Origin of the sequence: Clostridium intestinale DSM 6191 (genome assembly GCF_900130055.1) — a bacterium.
Lineage (GTDB): Bacteria > Bacillota > Clostridia > Clostridiales > Clostridiaceae > Clostridium_T > Clostridium_T intestinale.
Genome location: NZ_FQXU01000003.1, coordinates 645,194 through 663,584 on the forward strand (window position 1 = coordinate 645,194; position 18,391 = coordinate 663,584).

Consider the following 18,391-nt stretch of genomic DNA (forward strand, 5'->3'; position numbering starts at 1 on the left):
TCATCTCCTAGTGGTTTGTCTTTTATATTAATAGTTATATGTTAGCACAATTGTTAATTAATTGCACAATTTTCTTCTTGCCCTGTTGTCAATTACTCAGATAACATAAAAAATCAGCCTATCAAAAGCTGATTTTTATGTGCATTAATCTAATTCTTCTCCATTACTAGCTATAACTTTCTTATACCAATAGAAGCTCTTCTTTTTACTTCTAGCTAGGGTTCCTTTTCCTTCGTTGTCTTTATCAACATATATAAAACCATAACGTTTTTTCATTTCACCAGTTGAAGCACTTACAAGGTCTATGCATCCCCAAGGCGTATATCCCATTAGTTCTACTCCATCTTCATTAATTGCTGCTTTCATAGCCTTTATATGTTCTCTTAAATATTCTATACGATAATCATCTTCTACATAACCATCTTTATCTGGAGTATCTACAGCTCCAAGTCCATTTTCAACTATAAATAAAGGTTTTTGATAACGATCATATAATGCATTTAATGTTATTCTAAGTCCTAATGGATCTATTTGCCATCCCCATTCACTAGCCTTTAAATAAGGATTTCTCAAAGTTGGAAATACATTTCCTGATGTTTTGGTATTTACATTTGGATCTGCACTAGTTAACCTTGAAGCATAATAACTAAACGATATAAAGTCTACTGTGTTATTTCTTAAAATCTCTTCATCTCCAGCTTCCATGTTTAAATTTATATTGTTTCTTGCAAACATTTTCTTTGCATAATTAGGATACTCTCCACGTGATTGTACATCAATAAAGAAATAATTTTCTCTATCTCTTGTGATAGACTTCCAAACATCCTCTGGTGCACATGTATTTGCATAAGTACTTGCTCCTGCAAGCATACAACCAATCTTGAAGTTTGGATTTATTTTTCTTGCTATTTCTGTAGCTTTTGCACTTGCAATTAACTGATGATGGGCTGCTTGATATTTTATTTCTTCTTCATTTTCTCCCTCATCAAAAGTTAATCCAGCTCCTATAAAAGGCAAATGCAATAACATGTTTATTTCATTGAAAGTAAGCCAGTATTTAACCTTATCTTTGTATCTATTAAAAAGAGTAGTGCATAGTCTTTCATAATGATCTACCATCTTACGGCTTCTCCATGAGCCTATTGTTTCTACAAGGTGCATTGGTACATCAAAATGAGTTATAGTTACTAGTGGCTCAATCCCATATTTAAGACATTCATCAAATAATGATTCATAAAACATTAACCCTTCTTCATTTACAAGTGCATCATCTCCATTTGGAAATATACGTGCCCAAGAAATTGATAAACGAAAGGTTTTAAATCCCATTTCTCCAAATAATTTTATATCATCTTTATATCTATGATAAAAATCAATAGCTTCATGACTTGGATAATAATGCTCTTCATCGCAAGTCATCATTTTTAGTTTTCCTTTCATTACTGGAAACCTATCTTCTCCTGATGGAATAACATCTACTGTTGATAAACCTTTATTTCCATCTTTATATCCTCCTTCACATTGATTTGCAGCTGTTGCTCCACCCCATAAAAAGTTTTCTGGAAATTTATTAGAATACATACCTATCTCCTTTATTAAAGAGAGTATCTCTGCATTAAGCTAAAGATACTCCCTTCTGTTTTAATTAAACATATTAACTAAATAATACTTATAATAGTATCTCCAAGTTTTGCTGTATCTAAATTCATTGGTAAAACCTCTAAATAATCCATAGTATTTGTTACTATAACTGGAGTAACTAATTCATAACCTTCTTTTTCTATAGCTTCCATATCAAATTCTACTAAAGTATCTCCAACTTTAACCTCATCACCATCTTTAATGTATGAAGTAAAATGCTTACCTTCCAATTGAACAGTATCCATACCTACATGAATTAAAATCTCAACTCCATCATTTGATTTTAAACCTATAGCATGTTTAGTCTTGAATATTGTCTGAACAACTCCATTTATTGGTGATACTACTTTTCCTTCAGTAGGTCTAATTGCGATTCCTTTTCCCATCATTTCTGAAGCGAAGGTTTCATCTTTAACTTCATTTAATGAAATAACTTCTCCGCTTATAGGGCTAGCTATAGTGATTTTATTAACTAAATTCTTTTTTTCAACTCCATTAACAACTTCTTCACTTTCAACTTTATCTCTATATAATATTAAACAAGCAATAAATGATACAATTACACTTATTACAGCTCCTATGCAGGCATATACAAAGTTACTCATGGAATCTCCACCAATATAACTTGGAAGTGTTAAAAATCCTGGAGAACCACCTGTATAGTTTGATACTCTAAATAGTCCTAAAAATAATCCTCCCACTGCTCCACCTATCATAGCTGAATATAATGGAGTTTTAAATTTTAAGTTTACACCATAAAGTGCTGGCTCAGTTATACCACAAACTGCTGTAATACCTGCTGATGATGCTAATTGTTTTATCTCTTTATTTTTGCTTTTCACTGCTACTGCTAAAGCAGCACCACCTTGAGAAACGTTAGATGCTAACATTCCTGGATATATTATAGTATCATATCCCATAGTCATACGATTGTTTATACCGATTGGAACTAGTCCATAATGTGTACCTGTCATAACTAATAGTGGAGTTAAACCTCCAACTAAAGTTGGTACTAACCAACCAGCATAAGACTCTAAAGTTTTAATACCTAATCCTATTTTATCACTTACTATATATCCTATAGGTCCTATTACAACTAATAAAGCTACTCCTGTAACCATAGCTGTAATCAATGGTTTTGTGAAAAACTTAATTGCACTTGGTGATACTCTATCTGCTATTGGTTCAACATAAGACATAAACCAAACACCTAATATTATAGGTAAAACACTTGAGCTATAAGATGCTAAAGATATCGGTAAACCAAATAAATATATTCCTGTTCCCGCTTCTTTAGCTGCACCTACCATTGATACAAATGTTGGATGAACTAACATTCCACCAAGCATCATAGCTAAATATTGATTTGTCTTAAACTTTTTAGCAGCAGAATTTGCAAGAAGTATTGGTAAGAAATAAAAAGCTGCATCAGCCATAAAGTTTATAATCTGATAACTTTGTGATTTAGTTGTTATTAATTTAAAAGCAACTAATAATGAAAGCACGGCTTTCATCATACCTGCAGCGGTTATTGCTGGTAATATAGGAGTGAATATTCCTGTTATTGTATCTATAACTTTTGCAGAAACTTTACGGTTATCATCCTCTTCAGAATCCTTTCCGTCTGCAACTTCTATATTTGATATTTTAACTATTTGCTTATAAACATTATTAACCTCGTTACCTATTATAACTTGGTATTGTCCACCTTTATCAACAACACCCATAACACCAGTTGTGTTTTTTAATCCATCTGTGTTTGCCTTTGATTTGTCTTTTAGATTAAATCTTAATCTTGTTGCACAATGTGTTAAATTTGATACATTGCCTTCTCCGCCTACTTTTTCTAATATTGATTTAGCTAAATTTTCATAATTCATAGCTTAATTCCTCACTTTCAAAATTTAATATAGTTAAGTTTTGAAGAATTAAGGTTTTGCCTGATCGAATCAGTTACAATCCTATGAAACTTCCGGTTAAAAATTAATTTTACTATTACACCCTCCTTTAATTTGTATAAATATGTATAATAAAAACCTAAAGAAAATAACTTCTTTAAAGCTTTATTGACTTTCTTTTACTACTCTTGCCGTATGTACTATAAGATATAACTTCTCTTCTTTTGTAAGCTGGCTATTAAATTTTTGTTTTATAAATCCTTCTATTTTCTTTGTACACTCATAAGACTTTGGATATTTTAATCTAATAATTTCAAATAATTCATTATCATCATCTTCATAGTATTTACCATTAACCATTCTTTGTGCAAAAAATTTTAAATGAGTAATAAATCTATAATAATTAATAGACTCCTCATCAAAGTCAATATTAAAATGATATTTTACAATTTTTAACACTTCGTTTATTAAGTTTATAATATCTACTATTTGTGGCATGTCTTGATTTAACTCACCATTTAAAATATGCATAGCTATAGAAGCAGCTTCATCTTCTGGTAAGCTTATATCTGTTTTGTCTTTTATTATTTTTAATGCCTTAATTCCAATATCAAACTCCGGTTTATGAAGTCTCTTTATATCCCAAAGCATAACATTTTTCATCTCTAAATTATTATTATATCTGTTTATAGAAAAGCTTATATGATCAGTTAGTGTTAAATATATATTTTCATTTAGTTTCGTATTTAACATTTCTTCAGCATATTTTATAACCTCTTCAGAAATCTCTAAATATTCTGCTGGAATGTCATTAACTAAAGTAATTAATTTATCATTGATGCTTTTGTTTTTTAAAACAAATATCTTGTCTATTTTCTCTTCATCAATCTCATCACCTTTCTTTTTTTGAAAGGCTATCCCTCTTCCCATAACCACAGACTCTTGATTATCTTCATTTTTAATTGTAACAACATTATTATTTAACACTTTGCTTATTAGCACATCCCTAATCTCCTTTACATCAAATTTCCATTAGAAACATTTATCCACTTAATCGTAGTTTTTAAATTATAGAAAGATTTTATTCTGTTTTTAAATAAAAATAAACCCAAATCAACATCAAACAGCTATAACCATAGGCTATAACAAAAGTTTGGTATCAATTTAGGTTTTGCCTGCATTCCAGTAACAATCCTTAAATGAATTCATATTTAATATACAATTATATTAATATAATCTGTAAACATTGTCAACATTTTATTTAAAAAGAACTATTCTCAGTATTAAAGACTGAGAGATAGTTCATAATTAACGTATTCTAAAATGAAAATTTATCTCCATTTTCAAATTTATTTATTGCCTTTTCACCTGATTCTGTAAGTTTCTTAAACTTGTCTATAGTTTCTCTCATCTTAGGCAATGCTTCAAGCTTAAACTTACTTACATCATCTATAGCTGTTAAACAATTATCGAATGATTTTTGCAGATCTTCTACAGATATATTTGAGTTAACAGCCTGTTTGTGAATATCTACCCCTTGTGATTTAATCATTTCAGAAATACCAACAAGCATAGCTCCTGTTGTTTGGTTTACTGCCTCTATGGTTTTAATAACTATCTTTTGATTATACAAACCACTTGCAAGCATAGCTCCTATACTAAGGGCTGACATAGAAACTAGTTTTGCTCTATCTACCCCTATCATTAATTCTTTGTTGTTTCTTTTAAATAATTCAATCGATAATATACCTTGTTGGTTTACTGTTAAAACTTCCTGCATAGTTATTAATCCTTGTTTTAGTGGAAATTGAATTTCTTCCATTACAAATTTTATCTTTTCAGGATCAACTCCATTACTACTTGCATCTTGTATTTTCTTTTCAAGACAAACATCCATTGCTGTTAATAACTCTATCTCTGATTTTAGTTTTTTAGTAAGTTTTCTCATTTCTATTTCTTCGTTAGTCATTGTTATAATATCATTCTCTAAAGTTTTTTTACCTTTATCTAAAGCTTTAGATATATTCACTAAAACATCACTAGCTTTTTCATATTTTGCAAAATAGTCTTTTATAGGATTAAATAGTTTTGATAATAAACCAGTTTTATTAAAGTCTATTAAAGATGGATTTAAAGCCTTCATTTCTTTGTTTAAATCTAACAGACTTTTAGATATAACATTATCTTTGTCCTCTAGTGTAGCTAACTTCCCAACAGATATACTTAACATAGAGTTTCTTTTAGCTGAAGCTTCCATAGTATCTCTACCAAACTCTATTATTGGATTTATGAAACTCTTTCTAGAATCCATAGATAAAATATCAACATCAAAAATACTATTTATATTTGCCTCTGCTCTTTTTTCAAGTTCTGTTTTTACTTCCTCAGAAACTTCTAATTGCTTATCAATCTCTTGTTCCAAAACCTTTATATCTGGAGCTTTTGGAACTCTATCTAAATCTATTGTGGCATCCATTGTAAAACCCATAATAACCTCCTACATTTGTGCGTTAAATAAATTGCTTAACTTATAGATAACATCTTCTGAGTCAGCATTTATACTAGCAGCTTCATTTATACTAGATAATACGTTTAGAGCATCAATGTCAGCATTATAACCAATTGTGTAAATAGGTATTTTAAATGCTTCTATAACAGGTGTTATCTTATCTAAATTAAGGCCTCTATTTTGTTCTCCATCACTTAATACAAAAAGCATTAACTTTGCATTAGGATTTTGCTCCTTAGCTTCTAATAACATCTTTGTAGCAACTAATACACCATCATTAGTTGCAGTTCCCCCTACTGCATTTATATCCTCAACAGCTCCTGTAAATAAGGATCTTTGGTTTAAATCAAACTTACCTATAGGTAAATTAATCTCAACATCATCTGAATAACTCACTAATCCTACAGATGAATTATTACTTATATATTGCGAACCCTTTATTAATGACTCTTTTAATTTAGTCATAGGTTCGCCTTCCATACTTCCTGACTTATCAGCTACAAATACTGCAACTATATCTTGTCCTGAATTTTTCTTATCTTTCCATATTTTCTGCGCTCTTATTATAGTGTCACCAGCTGGCATACTAACTTCTGACTTATAATTATCTAACTCATTAAAGCCATAGTCTTTTGCTAATTTCTGACTATCACCACTTTTACATAGTTTTACAAACTCATTTAAAATAGATTTTTTCTCATCAGTTAAATTTCCTATGCCATATAAAGGATTATCATGTCTTAATCCAAATGGAGTAAATGCATAGCTGCTAAATAATTCTGGAGAGTTTTTGTAAGTTTGATATTCCATTATAAAACCATCCAAAACCCCAGATGCTGCTGACTCCCTCATTTGTAAAGTTGTATAAGCAACAAAAGGTATGTTAGCTTGGAACTTTTCAAATTCTGATACAGCTGAATCACTCAATAAGTTAGTATCAAAGCTATTTAGTGTTGATACTAGAAAATTTAAACCTGTAGCACTTTGAAATGGATTTGTATAACCCATTGTTAATTCACCATTTGCAACAGCCTCAGTTATTACCTTTAGATTAACAGATCCATATTTTTTAATTAGTTCATCTTTTTTACTTGATGATAGAAGAACTCCTGGAACATTCCCTAATAATCTTTCCTCTACAGTATCTACTTTAATGCCTTTAGCTTGAAGCATTTTTCCCCATAAATCATTTGAAGGAGTATAAGCATCAGGAACATATTTTCCTGAAGATATATAATCCATACCTTCACCAGATGAAATTGCCCTAATTTTTACAGATACCTTTTTCCCATTAACAACCACACTTGAAGAGTTAAATTTGTTAGCTATATCTAATAGCCAAGCATCATTTCCGCTACCAGCTTTTTCAGATGAGGAAAATATCTCAACAAAAGTATCAGTTGTATTTTCAACCTTCACTGGATACTTATCTATACTTGGAAGTGTGTCACTTAAATTATTACTTTCTAAAACTACAGAAGCTTTTCTTGCTCCAACTTCTTTATAACTAACCTTTTTTAACAACTTGTTCATTGTTTTACTTGCATCTTCTTCAGATACCTGTGTATCAGATTTACCCAAATTTTTAGTTAAAGATACTCCACCATATACCACAGCGAAAACGATTCCCGCTATAATGATAAATGTTAATACGTTCTTTAAAATTTTCATTATTATCCCCCTTACTTATAATGCTTTATATTATTTATTAATTCATCCAAATGCTTGATCTCTAACATATTATCTAAATCGCCTTCTGCATTATCTAACTTACATAATTCAAACATACACTTGTCCAATCTCAATAATATCTTGTCTCCTTGTTCAATTGAAGTTTCTATATCTGATAAGTATTTTTGATACATCTCTAATCTTTCATCTATAACCAAATCATCTCTATTTTTATCTTCTCTTTTTAATGTATTATAAGAATCCTCATTAAAATTCTCTATCTTAGTAGCTGTTCTTTTCATCATATCAAAATAAACAGACTCCATAGCTTGTATAGTTTGATAAAACTTTGAATAACTTAAACTATTTTTATCAAATCGCTTTTCTAAATCCTCTAATATATCGTCTTTTAACACTGTATAGGAATCTATTTGATTAATAAGAGTTTTTATAGTTTTTCCAAAAGATTTTTTGTATGTATTATTATTTAATATCTTAACAACATCCCTCATAGTCTCAGCTTTTAATTCAACAGATGAATCTTTTTTGGCAAATAGCAAACTATAATTAAGATATATAAATACAAATATAATCATCAACAATAAGGTTATTATAAGTGATTGTGATATCAACCCAGTTGCTTTACCAAATAAATTTAAAAGCCCTGGAGAAAACAATACTATAGCCGTCAAAGCTACTACTAAATTATATACTACTAACTTTGTAATTGTGTTTTTACTCAAATTCTCCCCCCCAAATTAAAAATATTTTTAATTTCTCCTATGTACTCCTTAATTAGAAATCATATAATTGATACTTTATAGCAGAATTAAATGTAAGTGTTAGTAAATATAGTTTATTATATAATTCATAGTTCTTTCAATACTGAAACATGAAAAAAGACTAAATATTTCTATAAATATCTAAATAATTCCTTATTTTAGTGGTAAAAATATAAAAATACACAAGCAACTGAATCATAATGACTCAAGAACTTGTGTATCTTATTTTTTTACTATCCCATCTCCTGCATTCCCTTTTTCTTATTTTCAACAAAATATATTTTCATAAGCTTTGGGCACATTCTTTTACTATTTACAATTTTTATCTCTTTGCCTAGAGCAATCATTTTTCTTTTAAATTTTTCTAGAGCTGTTTCATCTGTTTCCCCATCTAATAATTGTAAAAATTCAACTTCACTTTTCATTAACTCACCACCTTATTTATCCTACCTTTTAAAGTATCCCTTAACTTTACCTTATTTAACTTCTGATAATTAGAAGTATTCATTTTTTTAAATCCGATAGATTTATATTATTCTTTTGTCTTCTATTTCGTTACAACTTTTCACTTTAATAATTATTATTTTAAATTCTCAAAATAATGTGTAGGATTTTTATTATTTTTGTGTTTATTAATACTTAAGAAAAAATATTAAAATATAAAGGAGTCTAACTTATGGACAATTATTAAAACCCCATGACATTTTTCTGTCATGGGGTTTTAATAATTCTATCTGATGATATAGCCTTAATTTTCTTATAATTATCGTAATGTTATAAAATTTCTAGTTTTGTTATTTTCTCATTTACTACTGTAAAATGGAAGTCCAAAAGAAAAGGATCTGGTAATCCTGTTTTATCAAAATCACCATCAACTTTAGCTGTAACAATAGTTTGAGTGTTTACCACTCTAGTGTTTACTACTTCTAGTTTCAACTTATAAGCAAAATGGTGATCTTCACTCCACTTTTTAATTTGCGTTAAACCCTTATATTCCTTCCCCTCATCAATTAGAATAGCATCCTCAGCAAAAATTGAAAGAAAAGTACTTTTTTCTGACTCGCTGGTTGAGTTAAAATATGTTTCAATAGGTCTTTTAATCATAGTTTCTCTCCTTATACATTTTATTTATTCCGTACTTATTACGGAGGATATTTTAATATTAACAAGTATAACCTGACTACTCTACGTCAACTTTTAATTTTAATAAATTAGAATAAAATGTTTATTTATTAGAAAAACATATAATATGACATATTGTAGTCATATTATATGTTTTATATTTTAAATGAGGTGATGTTGTGCAAATAAGTAGGTTATTTCAAATTATATACATTCTGCTTAAAAAGAAATCTGTGACCGCTGGAGAACTGGCTGAACATTTTGAAGTATCTGTGAGAACTATATATAGGGATATTGATGCACTGTGCCAAGGTGGTATTCCCATATATACAAGTCAAGGTAAAGGTGGGGGAATCTCTCTTATTGATGACTTTGTACTTGATAAGTCACTACTTTCAGAAAAAGAACAGGATAAAATCTTGATGGCTCTTCAAAGTCTATCAGCAGTTCAATATCCTGAACTTGATAACGTGCTATTAAAGCTTAGCGGACTTTTTAGAAAAAATAATATAAACTGGGTTGAAGTTGATTTTTCTAATTGGGGAAGCAATAAAAAACAGCAACAGATTTTTGGACTTCTTAAAGGCGCCATACTTGAACAACTAGTTGTAACTTTTTCTTATTTTAATATATACGGTGAAAAAGAATATAGAAAGGTTGAACCTTTTAAATTGATTTTTAAAGATAAGGCTTGGTACTTACAGGGATATTGTCTGCAAAAAAGTGCCTCTAGAACATTTAAAATAAGCCGCATGTCTGATATTTATATTACTGAAGAGTCATGTATACACCAAAATTCTCAGGAGCTTTTGCCTAAGTCTGCAAAGGAAGAAGCTAATGAACGGGTTAAACTAACTCTTAAAATATCAGCTGAAGGAGCTTACCGTGTATATGATGATTTTAGTGAAGAAAATATAATAAAAAATAATGACAACTCTTATACTGTAATTGTCTCCATGCCCTATGGTGAGTGGATTTATAACTATCTCTTTTCTTTTGGTACAATGCTAGAGGTTATATCTCCTCAAAGTATAAGGAATGAGATATCACTTCGTTTAGATAATATGGTGAATAAATATCATTCTAGAACCTGACGTACTGTAGTCAAGTTATATTAGCTATACTAAACAAGACAACATAAAGCAGGGAGGAATCTAAGTATGGGAAATACATTATCAACATTTGATATGAGCAAAGAATTTGAGGGTAAAAGGGTACTTGTAACAGGAGGAACCAAAGGGATTGGAAATGCTATTGTTCACCGTTTACTCAGTGCTGGAGCAAGCATAATGACTGCAGCTCGAACTGTTTCAGAAGATTTACCTGATTCTGTTGGATTTATTCAAGCTGATGTTAGTACACCAGAAGGCACAGAAAAAATAATTAAGGATACTCTTGAAAAACTTGGAGGATTAGATGTACTAATTAATAATGTAGGAGGTTCATCATCTTCAACATCTGGAGCTTTAGCCCTAAGTGACGAAGATTGGATAAGTACATTTAATGCTAATCTTTTTGCTTCTGTACGCTTGGATCGTGGATTTTTACCAACTATGATTAATCAGCATAAAGGAGTTATAGTTCACATATCCTCAATTCAGCGCAGGCTTCCAGGAAATATGACAATGGCATACTCAGCAGCAAAAGCAGCTCTTACTAATTATAGTAAAAATCTAGCCACTCAATTTGGATCTGAAGGAATACGAATCAATACAGTAGCCCCAGGTTTTACTGAAACAAAAGCTGCCGAGCGTCTTATTGAAAGAATGTCACAGAATTCTGGAAAAGATTATAACGGTGCTCGTCAAGAATTAATGGATGCCCTTGGTGGTATACCTCTTGGTCGTCCAGCAAAACCCGAGGAAGTTGCAGAACTTGTTGCTTTTCTTGCTTCAGATAGAGCTTCCTACATTACTGGATGTGAGCATACTATTGATGGTGGTATAATTCGAACCATTTAAAAACTATTTAACGATACTAAAAAATATTATGAACCCTAAACTATACGTATTTCTAAATATTACAGGAGGTAAAAAAATGATTGTAAATAATGTACTTTTGAAATTAAAAAATAATGATACTGAAAATATTAAAAAGGCACAGGAAGTTCTTTTAGGTATGAAAGGAAAAATAGAAGTTCTTTTAGATATACAAGCTGAAATGAATATTCGTCCCAGCCAAACGGCTTATGACATAATTCTGATTACTAAATTTGAATCACTGGATGATATGAATGCATAACTTATTCATCCTGCCCACCTAGAAGTTGGAAAGTTTATAGGAGATGTTTTAGACACACAAACATCAGTATGTTATGAAACTAAATAAGAACTGCTTAATGCAGTTCTTATTTAGCTTATATTATATTTTACTACAACATAGGAGCCGTTACTCATTTAAGATTAGAAATTTATCTAATTTTTAAGAACAAAATAGGAATCATACTCTGTTCCATCATGACCGATTAACTTTTCATCTGAAGCCTGAAATCCTAAGTTCTTTAGAACCATAATCCTTTCAGATGCCTTTGATATAGCTTTAGTAGCCACTTTATCACACTTAAATAAATCAAATGTTTTAGGGATTATTAAAGATAAAATATTTTCAATTTCTTGTACCTTCTCATAATCACTTCTCAGGTCTAATCTCAATAATCCACATTTAGTAAAATAATCCTTACTAGTTCTATGAAAAAGTTCTATTGTTCCAATAGCAGAGTTTTTATGCTTATCTATAATAGACCATCTAACAAAACCTTGTCTATCGTATTCAAAATGCCAATAATCAATAGCATCTTTCATACGCTTCTCTGTCGTATAATAAAAATCGTCTCCTCCACAATTATCACTATTAAATAATAAAACCGCTTTTTTATCAGAATATACTTTCAGTAAATCAATACAGTCTTCATTTTCAACAAACTTAAGCAGATATTTTTCATTTTCATATGTAGGGCATGTTTCATATACACTTAGCATTTTTTATTCTCCTCTCTAATACTTCATTATTTATAAATATAGATAACTACTATTAAGTTTCAACTAAACTCACCTACTTTTATTTTATAATAACTATTACCATAATTCTACATATTGTCTTTAATTGACTTTTAAGATCAAAATAAATTGTAAAAAAGATGTGGAATCATTTAACTCCACATCTTTTCCTCCTTTTCTTAAACATGAAATAGCTCAAATTTATTTTCTTTTGAAACTCTATAGGTCTGTGTATCAAGCACTTGTCCTATAGCGTTTCCTACATCATATAAAGCTTCATCTGTAGCATTTTCAGATATTTTTGAATATCTTTGTTTTTTATAAACGTCATTTCCTTCTTTGTCTAATCCGCTTTTATATTCTACAACTAAAGCTAATGAAGTTAAAATTACTTCTGTCATCTGACTCACCTCCTTTCACTTCGTAACAGGAACACACGTTTGCATGCTCCTTCTTTTTTGGTATAATTTTCATATAGACAAAATTTACTTAACTCTAATTCTTTGACCAGGATATATTAAATCTGGATTCTCAATATTATTTAGAGTTATTATGTCTTTTACCGTTGTGAAGTAGATCTTTGACAATGTCCATAAGTTATCGCCCTTTTTGACAACATGATATAGTCCCTCATCTTTAGGTTGTACGACAGTTTGAATGTTAAAGGCTTTTTTAATTCCTAAAAATATTGCAGTTGCCATAGCCTCAGAGTTATAAATTTGCATATCATGTTCACTGTCACAAAAGGCACATTCAACAAGAATTGCGGGCATTTTAGTATTCTTTAATACAAAGAGATCACCTCTAGGTTTTACCCCTCTATCTCTAAAGCCTAATGAAACAATCTCTGGAAGTATTACCTTTGCAATATCTATCCCCTTACTGCCTGGATAACAAAGAATCTCGGTTCCTTGAGCTCCAGGAAAAGCATTATGATGAATGGATATAAAGAAATCTGCATTATGATTATTAGCTGTAGTTACCCTTTTGTTTAAAGAATCATAAAGACTTGAAGTGATACTAGGTAAACATTTAACAACCTCAATACCTGCATTTAAGCATTTACTAATAAGACTATTACCTACCTCAAGATTTAAATTATCCTCTGACTTAATTCCAGATGCTCCTAGGTCATAACTGCAATTATGACCAATATCAATGGCTAGTTTCATTTAATCACCCCTATAAATAAATACCCCAATGCACTATATAAATACCACATTGTATTTAATTAAATTCCTATTAACTTGTGCAGGGTGTTTTCTAAAAATATTAAATTAGAGGTGATGAAAATGAACTTAATTGAAAATGAAAGATTAGCTGTACTAGCTAAGATGGGAAATGATCAGGCAAAAGAGGATTTGGCTAATAATTTTAAGCCCTTTATTCTAAATTTATGTAAAAAAACTTTTCTAAATGGATATGAATTTGAAGACGTCCAAAATGAATGTTATAAAAGCCTTTTTAAAGCACTGAATAAGTACAATCCAGAGAACAAGAGATTTGTAGCCTATGCCACTACATCAATAAAAAACGCTTTATCCAATTTAATAAGGAGTTCAACTAGACATGATAAGACCGATAGTAGATCTATCCTTACTCTTACAGATTGCTTGGAACACACCCTAGCTTATGATATAGACTTTGTAGAAGATGAATTGTTCCCTAAGATAGAAATTTTAAATCTTAAGGCTGCAATAGGAAAATTAGCTAAAGAAGAAAAAGAACTTATTGAGTTTGTTTATATAAAAAATCAACCATTAAAGGCATTTGCAAAACAAGCTGGTATACCTTACTCCACATCTATGAGGATGAGAAACAGGAGTTTAGAAAGACTAAAGGAGATAATTGGTGGGTAAAAAAAATTTGCGCAAGACAATTTGTCTTGTGCAAATTTTATATCTACCATAAATTTAATTCTTCCATTTTATATATTCTGATTTAATGAAATTAAATTCTTATTACTGGATTAATTCCTCATAAAAATAAATGCTGCTTAAAAGGATCTTCTCCCTTCAAGCAGCATCAATGATAATATTAAAACTTAAAGCTCCCAACAACTTCAGTAGTACTATCATAATAATCCTTGGCTAGCTCCTCAATTCCATCACATATACTTTTGAGATTACATAAACTACAATCTCTAATCACTCAATTATGAAGCAAAGAGCAACTTAAATTATCCTCGTAGGTAGAATTCTTAATAGCTAAAGCTAACTGCATTTTATCAAAGCTCTGGCTATTGTGGTTTGAAATTATAATTTTATCTTTTATCATGTAGACACCTCTCCTTTTTCTCTAATTAACATTAGACAAAAAAGAAATACACCTATGCCCTGTAGAAATACGCAGTATTTCATTAAATTCATTTCACCTATGCTCTGTAGAAAATTTTTTTTAAAGTTTCATTAGAGTTCTGTATTAAGTATCTTCATTGAATTCATTAACTAAATGATTTCCCCCTATCAAACCTCTACAGTATTTAGCCTCAAAGGATTTGATGAGGCCTGAGAAGAAGCCTCTACAGTATTTAGGTGCTTATCTTCTGAAGAATTTAACATTTAATCTTTTTTTAAAATATAAAAATATATATTCTGAAGAATATATATTGTTTATGCGCCTTAAAGCTATTTATAGCATGAATTTTATAAGGCCTTAAAAGAACCTTGTACAGTATTTAGGTGTATATCTTCTTTAGATATATTCTATAAAATAGGAGATGTTATTATGGTAAAAAAAACTTCTAAGAAAAATGAAAATATAATTGATTTAGGATTTGAAGATTACGTTGAAGAAAATGGATTTAGTGATGTTATCTCTGGAACACCTGTATCAAGTTTCTCTTTTACAAACACTTCTACTGAACCAGTAACCTTTAACTCAAAACCTTCTTTAGCAGCTGAAACAAATTTAGTTGATAATCGTGTAGGTAAGCCCTGTGCTAATGGAATTATCCCTCCTGTCAACAATGAATATTTTGATATTAAACGAACACTTTTAGAAAATCCACTGTTAGGAAGCTTAATGAACTTAAAGCCATGCATCCTGATATTAACGCCTATTTAAGCAGTATTTTAGATGAAGCTATAAATCATTATTATGATTTTATTACTAAAGAAAATGATTTTAATAAATTATACTCCTAAGAGGATAATTATAATGTAAAAAGGTGTATTACTTAATTGGAGGTGATTTTCTATGGAAATTAATGATCTTGTGACTCTAATAGGAAATGTGGGTTTTCCCGTTGCTATTAGTGCCTATTTATTAATTAGACTTGAGAAAAACATAGCGGGCTTAACATCATCTATAAACAAGCTAAATACAATTATTTCTACTAAGCTTGGCGTTGTTATAGATAATGGAAATGATGATAAAATTGCTTAAAAAAAATGTATAAGTAGTTATTCTGATGAGAATCGATTTATACTATGAATCACCTGTTAAGCTTAATAAGTCTTAGAAATGCATTCTACAGGACAAAGGTGATCATCTAGATGAAAGGAGGTGTGATGTATGGCTATTAGTAAGGTTTTAAGTTCTACTTCTCTTGCTATTGAAGTGGAGAATGGTGTTAATGGATCTGGTGAAGTTATTTATAGAAAGAAAAACTTCTCAGGTATTAAGATTGATGCTTTACCTGAAAATGTGTTTGATGTAGCTGAAGCCATCAAAGGTGTTTTAAGTAATCCTACTCGCGATTACTTTTTAAATGAAACATCAAAAATTGCTAATGCTTAAAGTTTAAGCAAAGATTTTATTATAGAAAGGAGATGAATCTATGGAATATTCATTATCAATGACTTTTGTTACTGAAACTGGGGACAAGGTTTCCATGACAGTATCTGGAGTTAAGAGTGACATAACTCAAGCTCAGGTATCTACCTTAATCGATACTATTATAGCTAAAGATGTTTTCTTAACTAAGAATGGATTATTAGCCTCTAAGTATTCAGCTCAATTAACTCAAAGAGAAGTTACTAAGTTTGACTTACAGTAATTTAATCTATTACTAAAGAGAGTTCAGTTTTTTAAGCTGAGCTCTCTTATTTTTAAAATACAATTTCCTGACATGAAAACATACATCTTTTCCTAATCTTCACAATAAGAATGGCAAAAACATTTTTGCTAACCCTAAAAATAAGAAAAATCCAAAAACATCAGTAGCTGTTGTTAAAAATATTGCTGATGCTAATGCAGGGTCTATACCTAATCCCTTTAATAACAAAGGGATTAGAAAACCGAAGAAACCTGCTATTACTAAGTTTCCAATCATTGCAGCGAAGATAATAATTCCAAGATACGGGTTATCATATTTCATATAAAGTATGATTCCCGTAATAACTCCTGTAGCTGCTCCATTAATTACACCAAGTCCAACTTCTTTAAATACTAATTTCCAATTCTTTTTTAAGCTAACTTCTCCAAGAGCAATACTTCTTATTACCAGTGATAATGTTTGGGTTCCTGCATTTCCTCCCATTCCCGCAACTATAGGCATAGCAGCTGCTAATGCAACAACTTGTGAAATAACATCTTCAAATAGCCCCACAGTAAATGCTGCTAAAAATGCAGTCCCAAGATTAATAAATAACCAAGGTAGTCTCTTTTTAACAGATGTTATAAGAGAACTTCCCACTCTTTCTTCCTTACTTACACCACCCATCATCAATATATCTTCTGTTTGCTCTTCTACGATAACATCAATTATATCATCTACAGTTATAATACCAAGTAAAGAATTTTTGTGATTTATTACTGGAATAGCCTTTAAATCATATTTTGAAACAAGCAAAGATACTTTCTCCTGGTCTTCTTCTGGATTAACAGAGATTATATTATCATTCATAATCTCTACTAGCTTTTTATCCTCATCAGAAATAAGTATATCCCTTAAATCCGCAGTCCCTATTAATTCCTTGTCTTTACTCAATACAAATATTGTCTCAATTACTTCTGTTTTAGGTCCAATTTCTTTAATTTTCTTTAAGGTGGACCTAGGTCAATATCTTGGACACATTTTAATTCTCAAATTGTCATTCTAAAAAGATCTTCTTTCATTTGCGGAGTTATGTAATCAATAGAACTATGGATTCTTTTACGGTTATACCATGATTCAATAAAAATAAATAAGTCTAATTTCGCACTTTCATAATCATAATATTGAACATTGTTAACTTGTTCTTTCTTTAAAATGGAATGAAAAGACTCGATACAAGCATTATCATAGGGGCATGCTTTTCTACTATTTGAGGCTTTCATTCCATATTTTTTTAGTCTATTAATAAACTCTGTACTTGTGTATTGAACTCCAAGATCAGAGTGGAAAATAAGCGATTCAGTTGGCTTCTGGATTTTATATGCATTATCTAAAGCAGCTATTACTACAGAAGAATCCATAGTCTTTGAAAATGAGTAGCCAACTATCTTTCTCGTATACAAGTCCATAATAGAAGCTAAGTAGCACCAGCCGTCCTTTAATGTATGAATATAAGTTATATCTCCTACCCATTTTTCATTTAGTTTGGTAGTTTTAAAATCCTGTTTTAGTAAATTTACTCGTTCTAACACTTTTATGCTAGACCTTACTAGTCTAAATTTTTTAACTACTATAGAACGAATATTTAACTCTTTCATCAATCTCTGAACTCGCTTGATACTTATATAAATGCCTGATTGTTCAAGAGCCTTTTGTATTTTAGGAGCACCATATCTACATTTATTTTCGTTATAAATTTTAAGTATTTTTTCTCTCAATACTATCTTTTCCGA

Annotated in this window: 22 protein-coding genes; 8 read left to right on the plus strand and 14 right to left on the minus strand. The window is 30.1% G+C overall.

Annotation, left to right across the window (positions count from 1 at the left end; all coding sequences use genetic code 11):
• Positions 1 to 144: 144 nt before the first annotated feature.
• From BUA92_RS03450 to BUA92_RS03485, 8 genes are all read right to left on the minus strand, one after another.
• A complete protein-coding gene (locus BUA92_RS03450) occupies positions 145 to 1,581 on the minus strand; it encodes a 6-phospho-beta-glucosidase (protein ID WP_073016720.1) in 1,437 nt (478 codons plus the stop codon).
• A gap of 77 nt (positions 1,582 to 1,658) precedes the next feature.
• Complete coding sequence (locus BUA92_RS03455; protein WP_073016722.1) at positions 1,659 to 3,521, minus strand: beta-glucoside-specific PTS transporter subunit IIABC; 1,863 nt, start codon at positions 3,519 to 3,521, stop codon at positions 1,659 to 1,661.
• 183 nt (positions 3,522 to 3,704) lie between these two features.
• Complete coding sequence (gene licT / locus BUA92_RS03460; protein ID WP_073016724.1) at positions 3,705 to 4,541, minus strand: BglG family transcription antiterminator LicT; 837 nt, start codon at positions 4,539 to 4,541, stop codon at positions 3,705 to 3,707.
• Positions 4,542 to 4,857: 316 nt separating this feature from the next.
• A complete protein-coding gene (locus BUA92_RS03465) occupies positions 4,858 to 6,027 on the minus strand; it encodes a toxic anion resistance protein (RefSeq protein WP_073016727.1) in 1,170 nt (389 codons plus the stop codon).
• Between the two features lie 9 nt (positions 6,028 to 6,036).
• Complete coding sequence (locus BUA92_RS03470) at positions 6,037 to 7,719, minus strand: vWA domain-containing protein (RefSeq protein ID WP_073016730.1); 1,683 nt, start codon at positions 7,717 to 7,719, stop codon at positions 6,037 to 6,039.
• An 11-nt stretch (positions 7,720 to 7,730) separates the two neighbouring features.
• Complete coding sequence (locus BUA92_RS03475; protein ID WP_073016733.1) at positions 7,731 to 8,462, minus strand: hypothetical protein; 732 nt, start codon at positions 8,460 to 8,462, stop codon at positions 7,731 to 7,733.
• Between the two features lie 272 nt (positions 8,463 to 8,734).
• Positions 8,735 to 8,926: a hypothetical protein gene (locus BUA92_RS03480; protein ID WP_073016735.1), complete on the minus strand. Its 192-nt coding sequence runs from the start codon at positions 8,924 to 8,926 to the stop codon at positions 8,735 to 8,737.
• A gap of 349 nt (positions 8,927 to 9,275) precedes the next feature.
• The gene (locus BUA92_RS03485) at positions 9,276 to 9,605 is read right to left on the minus strand and encodes a nuclear transport factor 2-like protein (RefSeq protein ID WP_073016738.1); all 330 of its coding nucleotides are present in this window, start codon (positions 9,603 to 9,605) and stop codon (positions 9,276 to 9,278) included.
• Positions 9,606 to 9,802: 197 nt separating this feature from the next.
• On the opposite strand from BUA92_RS03485, the gene BUA92_RS03490 reads away from it, so the two are divergent.
• The 3 genes from BUA92_RS03490 to BUA92_RS03500 all read left to right on the plus strand — a co-directional run bounded on the left by BUA92_RS03490 (position 9,803) and on the right by BUA92_RS03500 (position 11,864).
• Positions 9,803 to 10,717, plus strand: a complete 915-nt coding sequence (locus BUA92_RS03490; protein WP_073016740.1) for a helix-turn-helix transcriptional regulator — start codon at positions 9,803 to 9,805, stop codon at positions 10,715 to 10,717.
• A gap of 66 nt (positions 10,718 to 10,783) precedes the next feature.
• Entirely contained in the window at positions 10,784 to 11,584 is an 801-nt protein-coding gene (locus BUA92_RS03495) for an SDR family oxidoreductase (RefSeq protein WP_073016743.1), read from the plus strand.
• Positions 11,585 to 11,660: 76 nt separating this feature from the next.
• A complete protein-coding gene (locus BUA92_RS03500; protein ID WP_341411165.1) occupies positions 11,661 to 11,864 on the plus strand; it encodes a Dabb family protein in 204 nt (67 codons plus the stop codon).
• Positions 11,865 to 12,037: 173 nt separating this feature from the next.
• Here the strand turns inward: BUA92_RS03500 and BUA92_RS03505 are convergent, their stop codons facing one another.
• The 3 genes from BUA92_RS03505 to BUA92_RS03515 all read right to left on the minus strand — a co-directional run bounded on the left by BUA92_RS03505 (position 12,038) and on the right by BUA92_RS03515 (position 13,791).
• Positions 12,038 to 12,601: a GNAT family N-acetyltransferase gene (locus tag BUA92_RS03505; protein ID WP_073016745.1), complete on the minus strand. Its 564-nt coding sequence runs from the start codon at positions 12,599 to 12,601 to the stop codon at positions 12,038 to 12,040.
• 197 nt (positions 12,602 to 12,798) lie between these two features.
• On the minus strand, positions 12,799 to 13,020 hold the full coding sequence (locus tag BUA92_RS03510) for a DUF1659 domain-containing protein (RefSeq protein ID WP_073016747.1): 222 nt from the start codon (positions 13,018 to 13,020) through the stop codon (positions 12,799 to 12,801).
• Positions 13,021 to 13,104: 84 nt separating this feature from the next.
• Complete coding sequence (locus BUA92_RS03515; protein WP_073016749.1) at positions 13,105 to 13,791, minus strand: N-acetylmuramoyl-L-alanine amidase; 687 nt, start codon at positions 13,789 to 13,791, stop codon at positions 13,105 to 13,107.
• 120 nt (positions 13,792 to 13,911) lie between these two features.
• Between BUA92_RS03515 and BUA92_RS03520 the strand changes: the two genes are divergently transcribed.
• Positions 13,912 to 14,478, plus strand: a complete 567-nt coding sequence (locus tag BUA92_RS03520; protein WP_073016751.1) for a sigma-70 family RNA polymerase sigma factor — start codon at positions 13,912 to 13,914, stop codon at positions 14,476 to 14,478.
• A 292-nt stretch (positions 14,479 to 14,770) separates the two neighbouring features.
• Here BUA92_RS03520 and BUA92_RS23685 read toward each other — a convergent pair whose 3' ends face one another.
• Positions 14,771 to 14,896 carry a hypothetical protein gene (locus BUA92_RS23685; protein WP_278335117.1) on the minus strand — a complete coding sequence of 42 codons (126 nt, stop codon included), beginning with the start codon at positions 14,894 to 14,896 and terminating at the stop codon, positions 14,771 to 14,773.
• Between the two features lie 450 nt (positions 14,897 to 15,346).
• Here BUA92_RS23685 and BUA92_RS03530 point away from each other — a divergent pair, with 450 nt between their 5' ends.
• From BUA92_RS03530 to BUA92_RS03545, 4 genes are all read left to right on the plus strand, one after another.
• A complete protein-coding gene (locus BUA92_RS03530) occupies positions 15,347 to 15,685 on the plus strand; it encodes a hypothetical protein (protein WP_073016753.1) in 339 nt (112 codons plus the stop codon).
• A 132-nt stretch (positions 15,686 to 15,817) separates the two neighbouring features.
• Positions 15,818 to 16,006, plus strand: a complete 189-nt coding sequence (locus BUA92_RS03535) for a YvrJ family protein (RefSeq protein WP_073016756.1) — start codon at positions 15,818 to 15,820, stop codon at positions 16,004 to 16,006.
• A 129-nt stretch (positions 16,007 to 16,135) separates the two neighbouring features.
• Complete coding sequence (locus BUA92_RS03540; protein WP_073016759.1) at positions 16,136 to 16,360, plus strand: DUF1659 domain-containing protein; 225 nt, start codon at positions 16,136 to 16,138, stop codon at positions 16,358 to 16,360.
• 40 nt (positions 16,361 to 16,400) lie between these two features.
• Entirely contained in the window at positions 16,401 to 16,619 is a 219-nt protein-coding gene (locus tag BUA92_RS03545; protein WP_073016761.1) for a DUF2922 domain-containing protein, read from the plus strand.
• Positions 16,620 to 16,718: 99 nt separating this feature from the next.
• Here the strand turns inward: BUA92_RS03545 and mgtE are convergent, their stop codons facing one another.
• Positions 16,719 to 17,600: a magnesium transporter gene (gene mgtE, locus BUA92_RS03550; protein WP_278335120.1), complete on the minus strand. Its 882-nt coding sequence runs from the start codon at positions 17,598 to 17,600 to the stop codon at positions 16,719 to 16,721.
• Positions 17,601 to 17,647: 47 nt separating this feature from the next.
• Positions 17,648 to 18,391, minus strand: a 744-nt coding sequence (locus BUA92_RS03555) for an IS3 family transposase (RefSeq protein WP_139259292.1), incomplete at its 5' end; no start/stop codon positions are given.

Coding starts and splice junctions, on each gene's coding strand:
- BUA92_RS03480 (WP_073016735.1), bottom strand. CDS start 8,926: ATGAAAAGTGAAGTTGAATTTTTACAATTATTAGATGGGGAAACAGAT.
- BUA92_RS03515 (WP_073016749.1), bottom strand. CDS start 13,791: ATGAAACTAGCCATTGATATTGGTCATAATTGCAGTTATGACCTAGGA.
- BUA92_RS03470 (WP_073016730.1), bottom strand. CDS start 7,719: ATGAAAATTTTAAAGAACGTATTAACATTTATCATTATAGCGGGAATC.
- BUA92_RS23685 (WP_278335117.1), bottom strand. CDS start 14,896: ATGATAAAAGATAAAATTATAATTTCAAACCACAATAGCCAGAGCTTT.
- BUA92_RS03535 (WP_073016756.1), top strand. CDS start 15,818: ATGGAAATTAATGATCTTGTGACTCTAATAGGAAATGTGGGTTTTCCC.
- BUA92_RS03540 (WP_073016759.1), top strand. CDS start 16,136: ATGGCTATTAGTAAGGTTTTAAGTTCTACTTCTCTTGCTATTGAAGTG.
- BUA92_RS03495 (WP_073016743.1), top strand. CDS start 10,784: ATGGGAAATACATTATCAACATTTGATATGAGCAAAGAATTTGAGGGT.
- BUA92_RS03505 (WP_073016745.1), bottom strand. CDS start 12,601: ATGCTAAGTGTATATGAAACATGCCCTACATATGAAAATGAAAAATAT.
- BUA92_RS03465 (WP_073016727.1), bottom strand. CDS start 6,027: ATGGGTTTTACAATGGATGCCACAATAGATTTAGATAGAGTTCCAAAA.
- BUA92_RS03545 (WP_073016761.1), top strand. CDS start 16,401: ATGGAATATTCATTATCAATGACTTTTGTTACTGAAACTGGGGACAAG.
- BUA92_RS03450 (WP_073016720.1), bottom strand. CDS start 1,581: ATGTATTCTAATAAATTTCCAGAAAACTTTTTATGGGGTGGAGCAACA.
- BUA92_RS03500 (WP_341411165.1), top strand. CDS start 11,661: ATGATTGTAAATAATGTACTTTTGAAATTAAAAAATAATGATACTGAA.
- BUA92_RS03520 (WP_073016751.1), top strand. CDS start 13,912: ATGAACTTAATTGAAAATGAAAGATTAGCTGTACTAGCTAAGATGGGA.
- BUA92_RS03510 (WP_073016747.1), bottom strand. CDS start 13,020: ATGACAGAAGTAATTTTAACTTCATTAGCTTTAGTTGTAGAATATAAA.
- BUA92_RS03455 (WP_073016722.1), bottom strand. CDS start 3,521: ATGAATTATGAAAATTTAGCTAAATCAATATTAGAAAAAGTAGGCGGA.
- BUA92_RS03530 (WP_073016753.1), top strand. CDS start 15,347: ATGGTAAAAAAAACTTCTAAGAAAAATGAAAATATAATTGATTTAGGA.
- BUA92_RS03485 (WP_073016738.1), bottom strand. CDS start 9,605: ATGATTAAAAGACCTATTGAAACATATTTTAACTCAACCAGCGAGTCA.